The sequence below is a fragment of the Amycolatopsis sp. NPDC051716 genome (assembly GCF_040681595.1).
Classification (GTDB): Bacteria; Actinomycetota; Actinomycetes; order Mycobacteriales; family Pseudonocardiaceae; genus Amycolatopsis.
This window is the reverse complement of record NZ_JBFAZA010000011.1, coordinates 155,136-173,740: the sequence shown is the minus strand read 5'-3', so window position 1 is coordinate 173,740 and position 18,605 is coordinate 155,136. Positions and strand designations below refer to the sequence as shown.

Here is an 18,605-nt window from a genome sequence, read left to right as displayed (position 1 = left end):
AACGCCGATGCAGCTGGTCACCGAGGACAACATCACCGAGCTCGCCGCGCAGCGCTGGGCGAGCGCGCACGATCCGCGGACGGCCGAGGTGATGTCGGCGCTCGTGCGTCACCTGCACGCCTTCGCGCGCGAGGTGCGGCTGAGCGAGCCCGAGTGGATGGCCGCGATGCGGTGGCTGACCGACACCGGGCGGATCAGCGACGAGAAGCGGGAGGAGTTCATCCTCGCCTCCGACGTGCTCGGCCTGAGCATGCTGGTGGTGCAGATGAACCACGCCTTCGACGCGAAGGCGACCCCGGCCACCGTGCTCGGCCCCTTCCACATCGAGGGTTCGCCGGAGAAGGAGTTCGGCGGCGACATGTCCGACGGCCTGCCCGGTACGCCGCTCTACGTCACCGGCACGGTCCGCGGCCTGGACGGCTTCCCCGTCGTCGGCGCGGTCCTCGACGTCTGGCAGGCCGACGAGGAAGGCGCGTACGAGTCGCAGGTCGCCGACGTCGACGAGGCCCGGCTGCGCGCGAAGTACACCAGCCGCGCCGACGGGACCTACTGCCTGCGCACCATCGCGCCGAAGGGGTATTCGATCCCGATGGACGGCCCGGTCGGCGCGCTCATCCGGGACACCGACATCAGTCACTTCCGGCCCGCCCACGTGCACTTCCTGATCAACGCCGCCGGGTTCGAGCCGCTGATCACGCACCTGTTCCAGGAGGGCGCGCAGTACCTGGACAGCGACGTCGTGTTCGGCACGAAGCAGGAGCTGGTGGTCGCGTTCGAGCCGCGCGAGCCCGGGCCGACGCCGGACGGCGGCGAATCGGCGCAGCCGTGGCTCGAGGCCCGGTACGACTTCGTCCTGCAGCCGGTGTGATCGCGGCCGAGATCCGGACGCCCGGGCAACCCCCGGTCGTGGCCGAGCGGGCGGAGCCGGCCCCCGGGCCCGGCGAGGTGGCCGTGCGCGTGACGGCGGCGCCGATCACCCCGCTCGACCTGCTCTGCGCGTCCGGCACGTCCTACTTCGGCACCCCCGCCACGCCCTACGTGCCGGGGGTGCAAGGGGTCGGAGTGCTGGCGGGGAAGCCGGTCTGGTTCGCCACGGCGGCGGGCATGCGCCCGGGTGACGGCAGCATGGCCGAGCACGCCGTGGCCGCGTCCGCCGACGTGGTCACCCTGCCGGAGGAGGCCGATCCCCCGCTCGTCGCGGCGCTCGGGCTGTCGGCGGTCGCGGCGTGGATGTGCTTGACGGGCAAGGGCGAACTCGCCGCGGGTGAGACCGTGCTGGTGCTCGGCGCGGGCGGGGTGGTCGGGCAGTCGGCCGTCCAGCTGGCGCGGGTGGCCGGGGCCGGCCGGGTGGTGGCGTGCGCGCGGTCGGACGCGGCGCTGGACCAGGCCCGCCGGCTCGGCGCGGACGACACGGTCCGGCTCGAGGACGGCGAAGACGCCGAGGGGCTGGCACGACGACTCGGCGAGGTGGCCGGGCCGGTCGACCTGGTGCTCGACCCGGTGTGCGGGCTCCCGGCCGCGGCGGCGCTGCACACCCTGCGCCCGGGCGGCCGGCTGGTCAACCTCGGCAGCGCGGCCGGCGAGGTGTGCCCGGTGCCCTCGGCCGTCCTGCGCGGCCGGTCGCTGCGCATCCTCGGCTACACGAACAACGAGCTCACCGCCGGCGAGCGCCGCGAAGCGCTGCTGACCGTGGTGGCGCAGACGATGACGGGCGCGCTGACGGTCGGCTACGAGCGCGTCCCGCTGCAGGAGGCGGCCCGGGCGTGGCACCGCCCGGGCCGCGTCGTGCTGGTGCCTTAGGACACCCGGAGCGGGTTTCTCAAGGCACCGTGGTCCTCGTCCACTTCGGTCACTGACCCCCAGGACCGGGTTGCGGCACGTCGCCGATGTAGGGACCGCTTCCCACCCCGCCGACCGGCGACGGGGTGTTCGGAGGTCCGCTCGTCGCGGACGCCGCGGGGGCGAGCACGGCGAGCGCGGCCGCGGTGAGCAAAGCGGCAGCTACAGCACGTTTCATCGTCAGGCTCCTTCGCGTTCCCCCGCATTGTGCCGGTTCCGGCTTCCAAACCGCTTCCGAATCCGGAAAGCCACCGCGAGCCTCACCCCGCGGGGTTGAGGTTCTGGCAGAGGGCCGTCGGGAACTTCGGTTCGGCGGCCACGATCTCACCGCAGCCACCGCCCTTCGCCGAGGCGAAACTCGACCAGCCGTTGCCCGCCCAGCGGTAGGCGACCCGGTTCGGGGCCTGGCCGCGGTGCCGCTGCAGGTCGTGGATCAGCCAGTTCTGGTCGCACGCCCGGGTGGTGCCGGGGAATTCCGCCTCGGTGCTGTACTCGATTTCCGCGACCCACGCCGGGTCGCAGTGGTCGGCCGGCGGGTCGCACGCGACCACCCGGTCGCACTTCTTGAAGACGCCGGATCGCAGTCCCCAGGGGTCCGCGGAGTTGACGATCACCAGCCGCTTCCCGATCGGTGCGACCGTCTTGACCGGAATGTCGGCCGGGGCCTGCCCGCACTTCGCGCCGTCCGGGACCCGGTACCGGACGGCGGCCCGGATGCCGTCGCCGATCTCGGTGAACTCGACGTGCGGTTCGACAGCACAGGTGGGCAGCTCGACGTGCAGCAGCGCGGTGTGGTCGTCGGGGCCCGGCCGGACGTCGACGACCCACGCTTCGCTCTCCGCCGGCGGCCCGGGCACGGGCGGCGGCGATTCCGTGGTGGCCGCCGCCGACGTGGTGAGCGGCGTGGTTTCGGGCGCGGCGGTGCTCTTGTACGGGATGTTCAGCGCCAGCAGCAGCCAGAAGACGAACCCGCCGGCGGCGAGCGCCCCGATCGTCCACAGTGCGGGCTTGACGAATCTCGACATCGAAGTCCCCCCTCAACGTTGCCGGCGGGAGCCTATCCGACGTCGGAGATGCGGTTCAGCCGCCGTAGCCCTCGGCGGCCAGCGCCTTCCCGATCTGCTCGTAAGCCGCCGGGTCGTCCGGGGCCACCGTGGCGAGGCCGTCGACGTAGCGGTTGTACATGCAGAACGCCGCGGCGATCAGGACCGTGTCGTGCAGCTCGACGTCGGTGGCGCCTTCCGCGCGGGCCGCCGCGACCAGTTCGGGCGTCACGGCGCGACCGGTCTCGCGGGTGGCGAGGGCGATCCGCAGCAGCGCCTTCACCTTCTCCCCCACCGGTGCGTCGTCGATCCCGGCGCAGGCCGCGTCGACCACCGTGCGGCCGCCGTCGAGGGTCTCGGCCGCCGCGGCGGCGTGGGAGCCGTGGCAGAAGCGGCACTCGTTGCCGTTCGACACGACCGCCGCGATCAGTTCGCGCTCGCCGACGCTCAGGCTGCTCGGGCCGCGCAGCAGGGTCTGCGCCAGGTGGTTGAGCGGGACCGCGGTCTCGGGCCGGAACGCCATCAGCGACCGGATGCCGGGCAGCTGCGGGTCGAGCGGGATGTGCGGCATCGATTCCTCCAGGTGGGCGAAAGATCGTCCCCCGCAGTCTCGCGGCCCGCGGCGGCCCGGCCAACCTCCGTGTTGCTCAACCGGGCCGCCGCCGAAAGCTCAGTGACACCGGGGCTCCGCCCCGGGCCGGGGGCTCCGCCACCCGGACCCCCCGAAGCGGCTCAGCCGATCGCGAAATCGTCCGCGAAGACGGCACTTTGGCCGTACCAGCCGTGGACGTACACGGTCACCGCCCCGGACGCGCCGGTCGTGAACGGCACCGACAGCCGCGTCCAGCCGCTGCTCGAGGTCCACGCGCTCGCGGTGGCCCCGCCGCGGACACCGACGTGGGCGTAGCTGCCCTGGACCCACGCCGTGAGCGTGTAGGCGTGGTTCGCGGCGAGCGTGACGTTCTGCGCCGCTTCGCCCGTGGCCGACGCCGAGGGCGTCACCTGCAGCGCGTGGGTGCCCGAGTGCGCCGGTGAGGCGACGACCGCGTCGCCGGGGCCGGTCCACGGGCTCAGCGCGCCGGTTTCGAAGCCGCCGTTGACCACCCCGCCCGCGGGCGGGGTGCCCTTGACGGTGAGGGTGAAGGTGGTGCTGTGGCGGCCGGAGGCGGCGGTGCCCGTCACGGTGAGCGGGTAGCTGCCGGGGACGGCGGCCGAGGTGGTGCCGACCGAGAGCGTCGCGCTGCCGCCCGCGGTCACCGAACCGGGGCTGACCGACGCGGTGACGCCGGCGGGCGCGCCGGTGACCGACAGCGTGACCTGCTGGGCGGAGCCGGACGTCACGGCGGTGGTCACCGTCGCCGACGCCGAGCCGCCGGGGTCCACCGCGGCCGAGGCCGGGCTGGCGGCGAGGGAGAAGTCGTTGCCGGGCACGGAGGTACCGCCGGTGAACGGCTCGAACGCGTGGCTGAAGAACCAGGTGTCCTGGGCGATGCCGGAGCAGTTGTCCGCCGCCGCGCCGCCGGGGCAGCTGCCGTTGTCGCGTTGCAGCGCCCAGAAGGAGAGGGTGTTGATGCCCTTGGCGACGGCCCAGTCGTAGACGGTGGCGGCGTCGGCGGTGGTGAAGGTCTCGGCCGGCCCGAAGTCGTCGACCCCGATCATCTCGGTGATCCCGACCATCGCCCACAGCTGCGCCTGCGGTTTGCCCGGGTAGAGCGTGCCCAGCTGTGAAACCAGGCCGGTCGCGGCGGTCTGGGTGTCGGTGGCCATCTCGTGGGCGGCGTTGTCGTAGTAGTCGAAGGTCATCATGTTGACGACGTCGACGCGGGTGCCGTTGGTGACGGCGTTGCGCAGTACGGCCAGGCCGCTGTCGGCGAGGCCGCGCGTGGTCGTGGGCAGGGTGTAGGAGATCTGCAGCGAGCGACCGGAGGCCGCGGCCCAGTCCTGGACCTTCTTGATGGCCTTGTTGCGGCGGTCGATCCCGGCGGAGTTGGTCAGCGAGTTGTCCTCGATGTCCATGTCCAGGCGCGGGACGTCGTAGGTGGTGATCACCGACTCGTAGGCGGCGGCGATCGAGTCGACGTTCGTGCAGCTGTCGGCGATCTCGGTGCCGGTGTTGTCGGCGGTGTAGCCGCCGAAGGACGGGATGACGTCGCCGCCGCGGGAGCGGATGGTGGCGATGTCGGCACCGAAGGTGCCGGTGGCGACCGGCATCCCGGTGTCGCCGTTCCAGTACACCGTGCACGAGCCCTTGGTGGCGGCCTGCAGGAACGCCATGGTGAGGTGCTTGGCGCCGGACTGCTGCGCCAGCGCGGCGGGGCTCTCGCCGGTCCAGGCTTCGAAGTACGGCGCGAAGACGTGCGCGGGCAGCGGCGTGGCGGCGTCGGCGGTTCCGGCGGCGGCGACCAGCGAACCGGCCGAGAACGCCGCCAGGGCCAGGGAAACGGACAATCGGGAGAAAGATCTGCGTCGACGCATCTGCGCTCCAAAGCCGGCGGGGAGCCGTGCGGCGGCGGAGCACGGCGGGAACCCCCTCAGGATTGGATCAGACCAATCCGCCCGTCAAGGTCTAGACCACTAAACAGGCCGGATGGCGGTAGGGATTGCTCGGCGGCGCCTCCCCCGGCTTGAACACATGGGGTGAGCAACGATCGGAACAAAAACGTTCCAACCACCGGGGGTGGCCGGTAGCGTCCTGGTCCATGCGGGTGACGTGGGGGAAGAATGGACGACGCACAGTGACCAAGCCGTGGCGAGCGGCTCCGAAGGCCGCCCTCTCCAGCCCGCTGACGCTGGTCGTGGCGGCCGTGACCGCACTGCTGGCGTGTTTCCTCGGCAGCGCCGCGGTGCTGCAGGCCTCGGCGGCCGGCGGCGCGGCGGTGCGGTACCAGACGGGCATCACCTGCCCGGACAGCTACGGCCCGATGTTCGGCAAGGGCAACATGCCGGTGCGGGACATCCCCGCGGTGACCGGCACCATCCAGCGGCACGCGGCCGCCCACGGGTTCGGCGCGCCCGTCGTCGGCCAGTTCACGAACGTGCTGCGGGGTACCGAGTTCAACGGCGACCCGCACTACAAGATCCGCCTCGGCTACCGCGACCAGGCGGGCCTGGACAACCTGACGCTGCGGCAGGGCGCGCGCACGCCGGGGCTGTGGCTGGGCAACGTGGTGGCCGACGCCGAGCACATCGGCATCGGCACCAAGCCGAGCCTGCAGGGCATCCCGCTGCCGCCGATCACCGGCATCTACGGCGACCTGCTCGACCCGCCGCCGCGGTGGTGGTGTTCCCAGCAGTCCGGTGCCGTGATCGACCGGCTGGTCGACGACCCGATCGACTCCATCGTCTTCGCCACCGACCGCAAGACCTTCGACGACACGATCCAGGCGATCGGGCTGCCGACGATGCAGTACTTCCACGTCTCCTTCTACGAGCCGGCGCCGACGACGCTGAGCGCGGCGGAGGACCTGCAGCAGCGCTCGCAGGACCTGGTCGCCGACGTCCGCGCCGACCTGACCGCCCAGGGGCTCGGTTCGCTGATCGCCGCCGACGTCCCGACGTTCCAGCGTTCGGTGCAGATCTCCCGCCAGGCGCAGGACAACGTGTTCGTCTCGATCCTGCCGCTCGCGCTGATCAGCGTCCTGGTCGGCTGCGCGGGCCTCGGCACGGTCGCTCTGCAGTGGTACCAGCGGCGGCACCCGCAGCTGCGGCTGCTCTCCGCGCGCGGCAGCGGCCCGGCGGCACTCGGCGGGCTCGCCGTCGCCGAGCTCGGCCTGCCGATCCTGCTCGGCGGGGCGGCCGGCGCGGTCGCGGCGCGGCTGCTGCTCGGCGTGTACGGCCCGCCCGGCACCCCGGATCCGGCGGCCGAGCTGCGCGCCGCCGTCGTCGCGGCCGTGACGCTCGCGGTGTCGCTGGCGCTGCTGGCGCTGGTCGTCGCGGTACGGGTGCACCGGGAGTTCGAGCTCGGCCGGATCCGCCGCGGCGGCCGCAAGCGAGTCCGGCTGCTGGCCTACTTCCCCTGGGAACTGGCGACCGCGGGCATGGCGTGGCTGGGCTGGACCCGCCTGGCGCACTACGGCACGACGTCACGGCTGGGCAATCCCCTGCCCCAGGTGGACCCGGTCGCCCTGACCTACCCGGTGTTCGTGGTGCTGACGGTGGGGCTGCTGACCGCGCGGCTGGCGTGGCTGGCGCTGCACGCCTCGCACCGGGCCCGGTTCTGGTCGCGCCCGGCGCTGCAGCTGGCGATCCGGCGGCTGGCCGGCGCCCGCGCCCCGGTGACCGGGGTGCTCGTCATCGGCACCCTCGCGATCGGGACGCTCGCCACCGGGATCGGCATCGCCGACGGCCAGGAGGAGGCCCTCGACACCAAGTCGGCGATCTTCGTCGGCAGCAACGCCCGCCTCGACACCGACAGCCCGATCGGCATGGGCCAGGTCCCGATGCCCGCGTCGCTGGCGGGGACGAGCACGGTGGTCGGCGAGCTGACCGGGACCGGCAGCGTGGTGCTGGTGGTCGACCCGGCGACGTTCACCCGCGGCGCCGCGGTGGACCGCGTGCCCGGCGACGACCTGGCCGGGCTGCTCGAGAAGATCTCGCGGCCGGACCCGCGCGGCACACCGGTGCTCCGCGTCGGGCACACGGCCAAACAGGACGCCCGGCTGCCCGACGGCCTGCCCGACGCGGTCGTCGCCAGGGACCTGCCGGTGTTCCCGATGATCGGCACCTCCCCCGGTTACGTCGTATCCCGCACGGTGCTCAGCCACGCGCAGCTGGACGGCATTCCGAAGTGGAGCGTGCTGACGACGGCGCCGATGGCGGAGGCGACCACCGCGCTGCGCGCGGCGGGGGTGTACCTCCCGAACCGGATCAGCCGCGAGTCCGCTTTGGACGGTCTGCCGTTCTTCGTCGTGTCGTGGACGTTCTCGTTCGTGGCCCTGCTGGGCGCGGTGCTCGGCGTGGTGGCGATCCTGGCACTGCTCGTGGCGGTCGAAGTCCGGCGGCGGCAGAACGCCCTCGCCGGGGCGCTGGTGCTGCGGATGGGCATGCGGCCGCGGACCCTCCTGGCCAGCCACCTGATGGAGCTGGGGGCGCTGAGCGGGCTGGCGATCGTCGTCGGCGTCGTGTGCGGGGTCTCGGTGGCGGGCTTGTCGGTGCCGCGGTTCGACCCGGCGACCTTCCTCGCGCCGCGTTCGGAACTCCCGGATCCGCTGCCGTTCGTGCTGACCGTCGTCGCGATCGGCGTGGCCGTGGTCGCGCTGGCCGGCTGGATCGCGGTGCGCTCGGTGCGCACCGCCCGGACCGCGGAGCTGATCCGTGCCTGAGAAGCCCATCTTTTCCCTGCGCGGCATCGGCGTCGACTACCCGACGCCCGCCGGGCTCGTCACCGGGGTCGACGACGTCAGCCTCGACGTGCCCGCGCGCGGGATGACCGTGCTCGCCGGCCCGTCGGGGTCGGGGAAGTCGACGCTGCTGCGGGTGCTGGGGCTGTTCGAGCAGCCCGCGCGCGGCACGCTGACGTTCCAGGGCGCCGACGTCCGCAAGCTCAAGCACCGCGAGCGGCGGGCGTTGCGGCGCCACCACCTGGGGTTGGTGTTCCAGAACCCGGCCGACAACCTGCTGGGCTACCTGACCGTGGCCGAGAACCTGCACGCCGCGGCCGAGGCCGCCGGGACCGAGTGCGCGGCGGACGACATCCTCGGGCAGCTGGGCCTGCACGGCACCGGCAGCTGGAAGATTTCGGCGCTGTCGGGCGGGCAGCAGCAGCGGCTGGCGTTCGGGTGCGTGCTCGCCGCGCGCTCGACGGTGATCCTCGCCGACGAGCCGACGTCGCAGCTGGACGAGGCGTCGGCCGACCTGGTGCTGGACACCCTGCAGTACCTGGTGGACCAGGATTTCGCGGTCCTGGTCGCCTCGCACGACGAACGCCTGATCGACCTCGGCGCGCGGGTGGCCCGGCTGCACAAGGGCGCGCTCGAAGGCATCGAAGAACGGGAGCTGCCGGCATGACACTCGTGGAAGCGGTCGGGCTGCGCCGCAGTTTCGCCCATCCCAGCGGCGACATCGAGGTGCTGCGCGGGCTGGAACTGCGCGTCGGCGCCGGTGAGCTCGTGACGGTGTCGGGCCGGTCGGGATCGGGCAAGAGCGCGCTGCTGGCCCTGCTGTGCGGGTTCGACTCCCCCGACGCCGGCTGCGTGCTGCTCGACGGCGTCCCGATCAGCGGCGCGCCGCCGTGGCACACCTGCGCGGTGCTGCCGCAGGCGCTCGGGCTGGCCAACGAGCTGACGATCGCCGAGAACGTCGCCCTGCCGCTGCGGCTGCGCTCCGACGTCCCGCGCCCGGCCCCGTCGGCGATCGCCGAGCGGGTGACCGGCCTGCTGGACGAGCTGGGCATCGGCGAGCTCGGCGACCGCTACCCGTTGGAGGTCTCGTTCGGGCAGCAGCAGCGGGTGGCGCTGGCCCGCGCGGTCGCCGGCCGGCCGCGGGTCCTGCTCACCGACGAGCCGACCGCGCACCTGGACGCCGGCTCGACGCCCCGGGTGCTGCGGCTGCTGCGCCGGTGCGCGGAGGAGGGAGCGGCCGTGATCGTCGCGACGCACGACGAAGAGGTGCACCGCATCGCCGACCGCCGCGTCCGCCTCCTCGACGGAGTCCTCACCGCCCTGCTGGACTGACCGAAACCCGCACATCCGGCACACCGGCATAGCCCGGCAACGCGGCACCGTTGATCGCCCGCTCGATCAACGGCATCAGCACCTCCATGCCACCCACGACAAACAGGCGCACCGCATCGCCGACCGCCGCGTCCGCCTCCTCGACGGAGTCCTCACCGCCCTGCTGGACTGACCGACGCCCGGGCATCCGGCACACCGGCATAGCCAGGCAGCGCGGCACCGTTGATCGCCCGCTCGATCAACGGCATCAGCACCTCCATGCCACCCACGACAAACAGGCGCACCGCATCGCCGACCGCCGCGTCCGCCTCCTCGACGGAGTCCTCACCGCCCTGCTGGACTGACCGACGCCCGCACATCCGGCACACCGGCATAGCCCGGCAACGCGGCACCGTTGATCGCCCGCTCGATCAACGGCATCAGCGCCTCCATGTCGAGCTCGGCTTCCTCGGCGTCCGCCGCACGGCTCCGGATGTGCAGCCGGCCGATTTCCTGGTTGGCCTCGACGTACGAGCGCATCCGCTGCTCGTAGCCGGCGAACCCGGCCTCGGGGTCCCACCCGGCGGCGGCCAGCTCGCCGGCCAGCAGGTAGGCGCCGACCAGGGCCAGCCCGGTGCCGCCGCCGGACATCGGCGACGAGCAGAAGGCCGCGTCGCCGATCAGCCCCACCCGGCCGGCCGACCAGCGGTCCATGACCACCTGGGCGACCTGGTCGAGGTAGAAGTCCGGGGTGTCGTCCAGGTGCGCGAGGATGCGCGGGGTCTGCCAGCCCAGGCCGGCCATCCGCTCCCGCAGCAGGTCCTTCTGCGCGTCGATGTCGCGGTAGTCGACGTCGAAGCCGTCCGAGGGGAAGGACAGCATGGCCATCGCCCGGGTGGGGTCCTTGAGGGGCCGCAGGCCGGCGGAGCGCCCGGACGCCGGGTCCTGGTGGTCGATCATCCAGCGATCCAGCCCGAATTCGTTGGGCACGCTGTAAAAGGCCAGCACGAGCCCGAGGTGGCGGACGAACCGCTCGCGCGGCCCGAAGACCATCGCGCGCAGGGCGGAGTGCAGCCCGTCGGCCCCGATCACCAGGTCGAAACGCCGCCGGGCGCCGCTCGCGAAGGTGACGTCGACCCCGTCCGCGTCCTGGGTGAGCTCGGCGATCCGGTCGCCGAAGACGTATTCGACTGCATCGCGGGTGTCTTCGTGGAGTATCTCGGACAGGTCCCCGCGCAGGATCTCGATGTCCGCGATGAACCCGTCGCCGCCGTTGTCGTCGGCGTTGAAGGTCTCCAGCACATTTCCGTCGACGTCCACGGTGTGCGCGCCGGCGGTCTCGGTGCGGGCCGCGCGCACCGCGGTGTCCAGCCCCATCCGCTTGATGACCTCCTTGGCCACCCCGCGCGCATCGACCGCCTGCCCGCCGGGACGCAGCCCGGGGGCCCGCTCGACCACGGTCACCTCGGCGCCCCGCCGGCACAGCCAGTGGGCCAGCGCGGGCCCCGCGATGCTCGCTCCGGCCACCAAAACCCTGTTCCCGCTCATCGCGGTTCCCCCCATCGCCTGTCCGGATGACGGTCGGGAGTGTAGCGGCCGCGGCAACCGATCAGGAATCGAGAAGCGCTGTTCAGCGGTCCGCGAATAGCGTCACCGGCGTACCGCAAGACCACGACTTCAGGAGCACCCGAGATGAGCACCCAGGGGATCAAGACCGTCCTGCACCCCGTCACCGACCTGGCCGCCGCCAAGGCCGTGTACACCGCGTTGCTCGGCATCGAGCCGCAGGCCGACGCGCCCTACTACGTCGGCTACGACGCCGAAGGCCAGCACATCGGCCTGGTGCCGAACGGCGCGCAGCAGGGCATGACCGGGCCGGTGACCTACTGGCACGTCGGCGACATCGAGGCGAAGCTCGCCGAGGTGACCGCGGCGGGCGGGAAGGTGAAGGACGAGCCGAAGGACGTCGGCAACGGGCGCCTGGTGGCGACCTTCACCGACGCCGACGGCAACGTCCTCGGCCTGCTGCAGGACGCGCGGGGTTAGCCGAGCGCGGTGGCCCGGCTGACCTCCTCCCAGGCGGCCAGGTCCGCCGCGACGGCCTCGTGGTGGGCGCGGATCGCTTCGACGGCGTCCGCGCCCAGCGCGAGCCGCAGCGGCGCGTCGTCGCTGCCGACCGCGCGGACGATCGCCGCGGCCGCCTTGGCCGGGTCGCCGGGCTGGGTGCCGTCCATGGTCTCGACCGCTTCGCGCGTTCCGCCGGTCGACACCGCGTAGGCGTCGATCGTGCGGGAGCGGTGCATGCGGCCGCCGCCGAACTCGGTGCGGAAGGCGCCCGGCTCGACGATCAGCACCCGCACCCCGAACGGCGCCACCTCCGCGGCCAGCGCCTCGGAGATGCCTTCCAGGGCGAACTTCGCCGCGCAGTAGGCGCCGTAGCCGGGCGGGGACAGCTGCCCGCCCATCGAGCTGATCTGCACGACCGTGCCGCTGCCCTGCGCGCGCAGGTGCGGCAGCACCGCCTTGGTGACCCCGACCGCGCCGAAGAACATCACGTCCATCAGCTCGCGCAGCTCGGTCAAGGTGAGTTCTTCGACCGCGCCGACCGAACCACTGCCGGCGTTGTTGACCACGACGTCGATCCGGCCGAACGCCTCGAGCGCGGCCTGCACCGCCGTGTCGACCTGCCCGGCGTCGGTGACGTCGAGGGCCGCGGTCCGGAGCCGGTCGCCCCCGCGTTCCCGCAGTTCAGCCAGGGTTTCCGGGCGGCGGGCCGTGGCCAGCACGCGGTCGCCCGCGGCGAGGGCGGCCAGCGCGATCTCCCGGCCGAAGCCGGCGGAGCAGCCGGTGATCAGCCAGACGCGGCCGTCGGTGTTCGTCATCTTCGTTTCCTCCCAGTGCTTTCCTCCCTTCCATCCTGGGGATGATCACGGCCGCGGCGCCAACACCGATGTCCTGCCGCGGCTACAGTCGGAGCCTGTGACCCCCGAGTTGCGGCAGCTCCGCTACTTCGTCGCCGTCGCCGAGGCGACCAGCTTCACCCGCGCCGCCGCCGGCCTGCACCTCGCGCAGCAGTCGCTGTCCCAGCAGATCACCGTGCTGGAGCGGGCCCTCGGCGTGCGGCTGTTCGACCGCGACGCGCGCGGGGCGCGGCTGACCGCCGTCGGCCGGCTGTTCCTGCCCGAGGCCCGCGCGGTGCTGGCCCGTGCCGAAGAAGCCGTCGCGACGCTCGGCCGGGCGGTGCGCGGCGAGATCGGCGACGTCCGGCTCGTCTTCCTCGCCACGACGGCGAACTACCTGCTGCCGCCGGTGGTCCGCGCGGTGCGGGAGCGGCTTCCCGGGCTGGCGGTGACGACGGCGGAGGCGTCGATCGCCGAGCTCGTCGAGGGCCTGCGCGAGGGCCGGTTCGACCTGGCGTTCACCCGGCCGCCGCTGGTCGGCGACCTGGTCTCCCGGACGCTGCTGACCGAAGAGGTGTGCGCGGTGCTGCCTACCGGCCACCCGCTGGCCGGGCGCGCCTCGCTGAAGCTGGCCGACCTGGCGGCCGAGCCGTGGGTGCTCACCCCGCGCGGCAGCTGGGAGCCGTGGCACCGCGGCTACGACGACGACTTCGCCGCGGCCGGTTTCACCCCGCGGGTGGTGCAGCGGGCCGCCACCGTGCAAGGCCTGCTCGGGCTGGTCGCGGCCGGCGTCGGCGTCACCCGGCTGGCCCGTTCCTCGCACAGCCTGCGCCGCACCGGCGTGGCGTTCGTGCCCCTGGACGGCGATGTCGCCCGCACGGAACTGGTGTGGGTGCCGGGCAACGACAACCCGGCGGTACGGGCGATCGCCGAGGTCGCGGCCGAACTGGCGGCGGCCACGGACCTGACTCAGGCGGGCTGACCGCTTTCGGTGGGCAGGCCGGCGCGCACCCAGTCCTCGATGCCCGCGGCGTACTTGCGGACGTCGGTGTAGCCGAGCCGGGCCAGCTGCGCGGCGACCTGGCCGCTGTTGGCGCAGGCGGGGTTGGAGCAGTAGGTGACGATCGCGGCGGCCTTGTCCGGCAGCAGCCGGGGCGCCTCGGCGGCGACGTCGCCGGCGAGAAGGTTGATCGCTCCCGGCAGGTGCTGGGCCGTGTAATAGGACTCGGGCAGCGCGTCGACGAGGACGAGAGTGCCGTCGGCGAGCCCGGCGCGGACCGCGTCGCGGTCGATGGTCTCGGTCATGGTTGCTCCTTCAGAAGGTCTTGGCGGTGTCGCGGGCGGCTTCGCCGGCGATGCGGGCGGCTTCCCCGGCGTCGCCGGTGAGGGTGGGGTGGAACCGGATCTCGGTCACGTCGTCGATGCCGGTCCAGTTCAGCCAGCCGGTGAAGAACGGTGCCTGGAAGTCCGCGCCGAACTCCGGGCCGAGCCCCGGGGCCCACACCGCGCTGGTGTAGATGACCGCGGCGCGCTTGCCGCGCCCTTCGAGCAGGTGCCGGTAGCCGGTGGCCGGGTCGACGCCGAAGATCCAGCCGGGCTGGGACACGACGTCGACGAACTGCTTGAGCACGTAGGGCACGCCGGAGTTCCACATCGGCACGCTGAACAGGATCCGGTCGGCGGCGTCGAACCGGGCGAACGCCGCCTGCGCGGCCGCCCAGGCTTCGGCTTCCTCGCCCTGCGGGGTGCCGCCACCGAAGACGGTCATCTTGGCGCGGGCCGCGGCCGGGCCGAACGCGGGCAGCGAGCCGTCCCAGAGGTCCCATTCGTCGATGTCGGCGTCCGGGTGGAGGCTGCGGTAGGTGTCCAGGAAAGTAGCTGCCAGACGCAGCGACCGGGAGTCTTCCCCTCGTGGGGACGCGGAAATGTGCAGCAGGTCGGGCATGACGAGGCTCCTTGCGGGGTGCCGGCTTCCGCCGGGCGAAGAATCGGACTAGAGTCCGCTTATGTCCTCGAACCGTAGCGGACCGCAGTCCGCTTCGTCAACGCCCCCCGAGCTGCCGGTCCTCGGCGCGCCCGTCCGCGAGCGGGCGGACGCCGCCCGCAACCGGATCCGCGTCCTTGAGGCCGCCGAGAAACTCTTCGCCGAGCGCGGCGTCGACGCGGTCACCATGGACGACGTCGCGGGCGCCGCCGGGGTCGGCAAAGGCACGCTCTACCGCCGCTTCGGCGACAAGGGCGGCCTCGCCATGGCCCTGCTCGACCAGCGCGAACGCGAGCTCCAGGCGCAGATCCTCACCGGCCCGCCGCCGCTGGGCCCCGGCGCGGAACCCGCCGATCGCCTCGGCGCGTTCATCGAGGCCTACCTCGAACTCCTCGACCGGCAGCTGGACCTCGTCCTGCTCTCCGAGACCGCCACGACCGGCGCCCGGTTCCGGACCGGCGCGCACGCCCTGTGGCGGCAGCACTGCCGGCACCTGCTCGAAACCGGCGGCGCGGACGGCGCCGAGATCGCCACGGACGTCCTGCTCGCGGCGCTCGCCGCCGAGCAGGTCCGGCACTGGCGGCGGGACCGGGAGATCAGCTCGACCACCCTGGCGCGGTCGCTCGTCCGGCTGGTGCGGACCTGGCTGTCGTGACGCACGGTGTCCGGATCGGGAGTCGATCACCCGGTCCGTAGAATCGACGGCGATGCGACGTCTTCGGTGGTATTGGGGAGCCCTCGTCCTCGCGTGCGTGGCCTTGCTGGCCGGGTTCTTCGTCTTCTTCGGCTCCGAAAGCCAGCCCGGGCGGCCACAGCCCCGGCAGGGCCCGCCGGGCACCGGCCCGCTCACCGTCGTCACGATGGGTGACAGCACCGTCTCCGGCGAAGGCGCCGGCCAGTACACGGCCGCCACCAACGGCCAGGGCGGCAACTGGTGCCACCGCTCCCCCAACGCCTTCGCCGGGAAGATCGCCGCCCCCGGTATCACCGCGCACGTCAACCTCGCCTGCTCCGGCGCACCCGCCGAGCAGGTCGCGCTCGGCGACGTCAAGCAGTGGACCGAGGGTTCGCAAGCGCAGCAGCTGGCCGCCCTGGTGAAGGACCACCGGGTGGCCGCGGTGGTGATCGCGGTCGGCGCGAACGACGAGCCGAAGTTCTCCAACCAGGTCAACGACTGCTTCAAGGCCTGGTTCGACGCCGGCGGCCCGCCCTGCAGCACGGCGCTGAAGCAGACCTGGCAGTCCAAAGTGGACGCGATGGTGCCGAAGGTGGCGAAGGCGGTGTCCGACGTGAAGGCGGTGCTGGCCGCCGCCGGCTACGTCCCGGCGGACTACCAGCTGATCCTGCAGTCCTACGCGGCCCCGATCGGCCCGGACCTGCCGGAGAACCTGCGCACCCTCGACGGCTGCCCGTTCCGCACCGAAGACCTGCGCTGGATCGCCCAGACCGGCATCGGCGTGCTGTCGTCCGGGCTGAAGGCGGCCGCCCGGCAGACCGGGGCCCGTTTCCTGGACCTGGCCAAGGCGGGCGTCAAGCACGAAGCCTGCAGTGGCGGCGCGAACCCGGCGACGGAGTGGTTCACCCGGCTGACGCTGCAGCTGGCCGACCTCGCCCAGGCCGAGCGCGCCGGGCACGCGCTGCAGGAGTCGTTCCACCCCAACGCCGCCGGCCACACCGCGATCGCCAGCTGCCTGACGGAGTTCATCGCGGCCAAGGACGGCAACGCCTCCTGCCTGGCCGGCGCGGACGGCAAGCTCCACGCGGTCCCGGAGGTCGTGGCCCGCTGACCCCGGGGGCCGGTTCGCGTACCCGGACGGTCGGTTCGCGTACCCAGGAAGTCGGTTCGCGTACCTGGAGGGTCGGCTCACCAGCCGACCCTCCAGGTACGCCGACCGACTCTCCGGGTACGCCGGCCGACCCTCCCGGTACGCGGGTCAGAGGTCGAGGGCGGCCCGCAACGCGATGTCGATGCGTTCCTGGACGTCCTGGTCGATCTCGGCGATCCGCTCGTCGAACCACGGGCGGTAGAGCCGGGTGAGGTTGAGCGTCGAGACCCAGTAGCGGGCGTCGACCGCCACGCCGAGGATGTCCATCGGGTCGCGGTCGAGGAGTTCGGTGCCGAGCAGCCAGGGCCGCTCGGACTCGTTCACCCCGTCCGAGGACAGCAGCACCACCGTGCGCTGCCGGGCCGGATCGGTCGGGGGGTGGTACGTCCAGACTTCACCCCTGCGCACGCAGATCCTTTTCCGCCGCGCTGCGCTCGGCCTCGTCCGATTCCGCGAAGACCGGTTCCGGCCTCTGCGGCGTGTAACCCGTGCGCACCGCCTCGCGCCTGGCCGCCTTCGACAGCCAGGACGAGACCGAGATTCCGTGGGCTTTCGCGGCTCGTTCGGCGAATTCCAGCGCGCCGCTGTCCAGCGAAAGAGTGACCTTACGTGTTGCCATACCTTTTACCGTACCAGCGCCCCGGCCGCCGGACGGAGCGCCGGTGTCAGAACGTCGGCGAACGTCCCTCGAACGGCGTAGAGAGCACCACTGTCGTCCGGGTCGACACCTTCGCGGCCTCCCGGATCCGGCGCAGCAGGTCCTCCAGGGCCAGCGGCGACTGGACGCGCACCAGCAGGATGTAGGACTCGTCGCCGGCCACCGAGTAGCACGACTCGATCTCCTTGATGTGCTGGATCCGCTGCGGGTAGTCGTCCGGCGCGCCCGGGTCGTTCGGCGTCAACGAGATCAACGCCGTCAGCGGCAGGCCGATCTGCTCGCCGTCGAGCCGCGCGGTGTAGCCGAGGATGACCCCGCGCTGCTCGAGGCGGCGCACCCGCTGGTGCACCGCCGACACCGACAGCCCCACCCGCTCGGCGAGGTCGGTGAAGCTGCGCCGGCCATCGGACGCGAGCTCCTGGACGATCGACTGGTCCAGCGGCTCCAGGCCGCCGGTCGTCATGCGTCCAGCACGACGAGCTCGTGCGGCTGGTTGTTGACGGACGCGACGCCGTCTTCGGTGACGATGACGATGTCCTCGATCCGGGCGCCCCACCGGCCCGGCTGGTAGATGCCCGGCTCGACGCTGAAGGCCATCCCCGGCTCCAGCGGCAGCGCGTTCCCGGCGATGATGTAGGGCTCCTCGTGCACGTCCAGGCCGATGCCGTGCCCGGTGCGGTGGATGAAGTACTCGCCGAAGCCCGCCTCGGCGATGACGTCCCGCGCGGCGGCGTCGACGGCCTCGGCGGTGACGCCCGGCTTGACCGCGGCGACCGCGGCGGCCTGGGCCCGCTGCAGCACCGCGTACGTCTCGGCCACGTCGGCGTCCCGCGGCTCGCCGACGGCGTAGGTGCGGGTGGAGTCGGAGTTGTAGCCGGCCGGCAGCGGGCCGCCGATGTCGATGACCACGACGTCACCTCGCTCGATGACACGCTCGGAGACGTCGTGGTGCGGGCTGGCACCGTTCGGGCCGGAGCCGACGATCACGAAGTCCGCCCGGACGTGACCTTCCTCGACGATGGCCGCGGCGATGTCGGCGCCGACCTCGGCCTCGGTGCGGCCCGGCCGCAGCCACTCGTGGACGCGGGCGTGCACCCGGTCGATCGCCGCGCCGGCCTCGCGCAGCGACGCGATCTCGGCGGCGTCCTTGCGCATCCGCAGTTCCCGCACGACCGGACCGGCCAGGGTCTGCTCGGCCTCCCCCAGCGCGGCCCGCAGCGCGAGGACGTGCAGCGCCGGGGTGAAGTCGCTGACGGCGACCCGGCCGGGCTTGCCGAGCCGGTCGGCGACGAGCTTGTACGGGTCGTCGCCGTCGACCCAGGTCAGCAGCTCCACGCCGAGGTCATCGGTGGGGACGTCGGCGTACCCGGGCGCCTCCAGCTTGGGCACGACCAGCGCGGGAGTGCCGTCGGCGGGGACGACGAGGGTGGTGAGCCGCTCGAACGAGCCCCCGGCCTGCCCGAGCAGGTACCGCAGGTCGGAGCCGGGCGCGATCAGCAGGGCATCGGTGCCCGCGGCGGCCGCGGCAGCGCGGGCACGGTCCAGCCGCACCCGCAGGGCGGCGGCGTCGGGAGCGGGCGTGTGGAGGGAACGGCGCGACATGAAGCCGAGCCTAGTAGGGCGCCGCGGGCGACGGACGCGCCCGGGCCCACGACATGCCGGTCCGGGTGACGCGGGCCGCCGCGGGCCGCGCTCCGGTGGCCGG

The 18,605-nt window shown here is 73.0% G+C and carries 22 protein-coding genes; 9 read left to right on the top strand and 13 right to left on the bottom strand.

Going from position 1 to position 18,605, the window contains the following annotated elements:
* Positions 1-7: 7 nt before the first annotated feature.
* Together AB0M30_RS17630 and AB0M30_RS17625 are read left to right on the top strand one after the other, a co-directional pair.
* Positions 8-868, top strand: coding sequence for a dioxygenase (locus AB0M30_RS17630; protein WP_364585067.1), 861 nt, complete (start codon positions 8-10; stop codon positions 866-868).
* Positions 865-1,800, top strand: coding sequence for a zinc-binding dehydrogenase (locus AB0M30_RS17625; RefSeq protein ID WP_364585066.1), 936 nt, complete (start codon positions 865-867; stop codon positions 1,798-1,800). The genes AB0M30_RS17630 and AB0M30_RS17625 overlap by 4 nt, the downstream gene beginning before the upstream one ends.
* Positions 1,801-1,849: 49 nt before the next feature.
* On the opposite strand, the gene AB0M30_RS17620 is transcribed toward AB0M30_RS17625, so the two are convergent.
* The 4 genes from AB0M30_RS17620 to AB0M30_RS17605 form a co-directional block, all read right to left on the bottom strand.
* The gene (locus AB0M30_RS17620; protein WP_364585065.1) at positions 1,850-2,017 is read right to left on the bottom strand and encodes a hypothetical protein; all 168 of its coding nucleotides are present in this window, start codon (positions 2,015-2,017) and stop codon (positions 1,850-1,852) included.
* A gap of 82 nt (positions 2,018-2,099) precedes the next feature.
* Positions 2,100-2,864, bottom strand: a complete 765-nt coding sequence (locus AB0M30_RS17615; protein WP_364585064.1) for a hypothetical protein — start codon at positions 2,862-2,864, stop codon at positions 2,100-2,102.
* Positions 2,865-2,919: 55 nt separating this feature from the next.
* Positions 2,920-3,453 (bottom strand): carboxymuconolactone decarboxylase family protein, encoded by a 534-nt coding sequence (locus AB0M30_RS17610; protein WP_364585063.1) that lies wholly within the window; start codon positions 3,451-3,453, stop codon positions 2,920-2,922.
* A 161-nt stretch (positions 3,454-3,614) separates the two neighbouring features.
* Positions 3,615-5,330 (bottom strand): glycosyl hydrolase family 18 protein, encoded by a 1,716-nt coding sequence (locus AB0M30_RS17605; protein ID WP_364585062.1) that lies wholly within the window; start codon positions 5,328-5,330, stop codon positions 3,615-3,617.
* 287 nt (positions 5,331-5,617) lie between these two features.
* Between AB0M30_RS17605 and AB0M30_RS17600 the strand changes: the two genes are divergently transcribed.
* From AB0M30_RS17600 to AB0M30_RS17590, 3 genes are read left to right on the top strand one after another with little or no spacing between them, the layout of a single operon-like run.
* Positions 5,618-8,203 (top strand): ABC transporter permease, encoded by a 2,586-nt coding sequence (locus tag AB0M30_RS17600; RefSeq protein WP_364585061.1) that lies wholly within the window; start codon positions 5,618-5,620, stop codon positions 8,201-8,203.
* Positions 8,196-8,888, top strand: a complete 693-nt coding sequence (locus AB0M30_RS17595) for an ATP-binding cassette domain-containing protein (protein WP_360181529.1) — start codon at positions 8,196-8,198, stop codon at positions 8,886-8,888. The genes AB0M30_RS17600 and AB0M30_RS17595 overlap by 8 nt, the downstream gene beginning before the upstream one ends.
* Entirely contained in the window at positions 8,885-9,553 is a 669-nt protein-coding gene (locus AB0M30_RS17590) for an ATP-binding cassette domain-containing protein (RefSeq protein ID WP_364585060.1), read from the top strand. Before AB0M30_RS17595 ends, AB0M30_RS17590 begins: the two co-directional genes overlap by 4 nt.
* Here the strand turns inward: AB0M30_RS17590 and AB0M30_RS17585 are convergent.
* Together AB0M30_RS17585 and AB0M30_RS17580 are read right to left on the bottom strand one after the other, a co-directional pair.
* Positions 9,534-9,740 (bottom strand): hypothetical protein, encoded by a 207-nt coding sequence (locus tag AB0M30_RS17585; RefSeq protein ID WP_364585059.1) that lies wholly within the window; start codon positions 9,738-9,740, stop codon positions 9,534-9,536. The genes AB0M30_RS17590 and AB0M30_RS17585 overlap by 20 nt on opposite strands.
* 137 nt (positions 9,741-9,877) lie before the next feature.
* Positions 9,878-11,080 (bottom strand): FAD-dependent monooxygenase, encoded by a 1,203-nt coding sequence (locus tag AB0M30_RS17580; protein WP_364585058.1) that lies wholly within the window; start codon positions 11,078-11,080, stop codon positions 9,878-9,880.
* A gap of 144 nt (positions 11,081-11,224) precedes the next feature.
* Here AB0M30_RS17580 and AB0M30_RS17575 point away from each other — a divergent pair, with 144 nt between their 5' ends.
* The gene (locus AB0M30_RS17575; RefSeq protein WP_364585057.1) at positions 11,225-11,578 is read left to right on the top strand and encodes a VOC family protein; all 354 of its coding nucleotides are present in this window, start codon (positions 11,225-11,227) and stop codon (positions 11,576-11,578) included.
* Here the strand turns inward: AB0M30_RS17575 and AB0M30_RS17570 are convergent.
* Positions 11,575-12,414 (bottom strand): oxidoreductase, encoded by an 840-nt coding sequence (locus tag AB0M30_RS17570; RefSeq protein WP_364585056.1) that lies wholly within the window; start codon positions 12,412-12,414, stop codon positions 11,575-11,577. The genes AB0M30_RS17575 and AB0M30_RS17570 overlap by 4 nt on opposite strands.
* A gap of 97 nt (positions 12,415-12,511) precedes the next feature.
* Between AB0M30_RS17570 and AB0M30_RS17565 the strand changes: the two genes are divergently transcribed.
* A complete protein-coding gene (locus AB0M30_RS17565; RefSeq protein ID WP_364585055.1) occupies positions 12,512-13,414 on the top strand; it encodes a LysR family transcriptional regulator in 903 nt (300 codons plus the stop codon).
* Here AB0M30_RS17565 and AB0M30_RS17560 read toward each other — a convergent pair.
* Both AB0M30_RS17560 and AB0M30_RS17555 read right to left on the bottom strand, forming a co-directional pair.
* Positions 13,402-13,737 (bottom strand): rhodanese-like domain-containing protein, encoded by a 336-nt coding sequence (locus AB0M30_RS17560; protein ID WP_364585054.1) that lies wholly within the window; start codon positions 13,735-13,737, stop codon positions 13,402-13,404. The two genes, AB0M30_RS17565 and AB0M30_RS17560, sit on opposite strands and share 13 nt — an antisense overlap.
* Positions 13,738-13,747: 10 nt before the next feature.
* Positions 13,748-14,377 carry an NAD(P)H-dependent oxidoreductase gene (locus tag AB0M30_RS17555; RefSeq protein WP_364585053.1) on the bottom strand — a complete coding sequence of 210 codons (630 nt, stop codon included), beginning with the start codon at positions 14,375-14,377 and terminating at the stop codon, positions 13,748-13,750.
* Positions 14,378-14,438: 61 nt separating this feature from the next.
* On the opposite strand from AB0M30_RS17555, the gene AB0M30_RS17550 reads away from it, so the two are divergent.
* The gene (locus AB0M30_RS17550) at positions 14,439-15,071 is read left to right on the top strand and encodes a helix-turn-helix domain-containing protein (RefSeq protein WP_364585052.1); all 633 of its coding nucleotides are present in this window, start codon (positions 14,439-14,441) and stop codon (positions 15,069-15,071) included.
* Between the two features lie 52 nt (positions 15,072-15,123).
* Positions 15,124-16,203 (top strand): GDSL-type esterase/lipase family protein, encoded by a 1,080-nt coding sequence (locus tag AB0M30_RS17545; RefSeq protein ID WP_364585051.1) that lies wholly within the window; start codon positions 15,124-15,126, stop codon positions 16,201-16,203.
* A 147-nt stretch (positions 16,204-16,350) separates the two neighbouring features.
* Here the strand turns inward: AB0M30_RS17545 and AB0M30_RS17540 are convergent, their stop codons facing one another.
* From AB0M30_RS17540 to AB0M30_RS17525, 4 genes are read right to left on the bottom strand one after another with little or no spacing between them, the layout of a single operon-like run.
* Positions 16,351-16,650, bottom strand: coding sequence for a hypothetical protein (locus AB0M30_RS17540; protein WP_013226701.1), 300 nt, complete (start codon positions 16,648-16,650; stop codon positions 16,351-16,353).
* Entirely contained in the window at positions 16,637-16,861 is a 225-nt protein-coding gene (locus tag AB0M30_RS17535; protein ID WP_364585050.1) for a hypothetical protein, read from the bottom strand. Before AB0M30_RS17535 ends, AB0M30_RS17540 begins: the two co-directional genes overlap by 14 nt.
* 46 nt (positions 16,862-16,907) lie before the next feature.
* Positions 16,908-17,363, bottom strand: a complete 456-nt coding sequence (locus AB0M30_RS17530) for an Lrp/AsnC family transcriptional regulator (RefSeq protein WP_103342705.1) — start codon at positions 17,361-17,363, stop codon at positions 16,908-16,910.
* The gene (locus tag AB0M30_RS17525) at positions 17,360-18,502 is read right to left on the bottom strand and encodes a Xaa-Pro peptidase family protein (RefSeq protein ID WP_364585049.1); all 1,143 of its coding nucleotides are present in this window, start codon (positions 18,500-18,502) and stop codon (positions 17,360-17,362) included. The genes AB0M30_RS17530 and AB0M30_RS17525 overlap by 4 nt, the downstream gene beginning before the upstream one ends.
* Between the last annotated feature and the right edge of the window lie 103 nt (positions 18,503-18,605).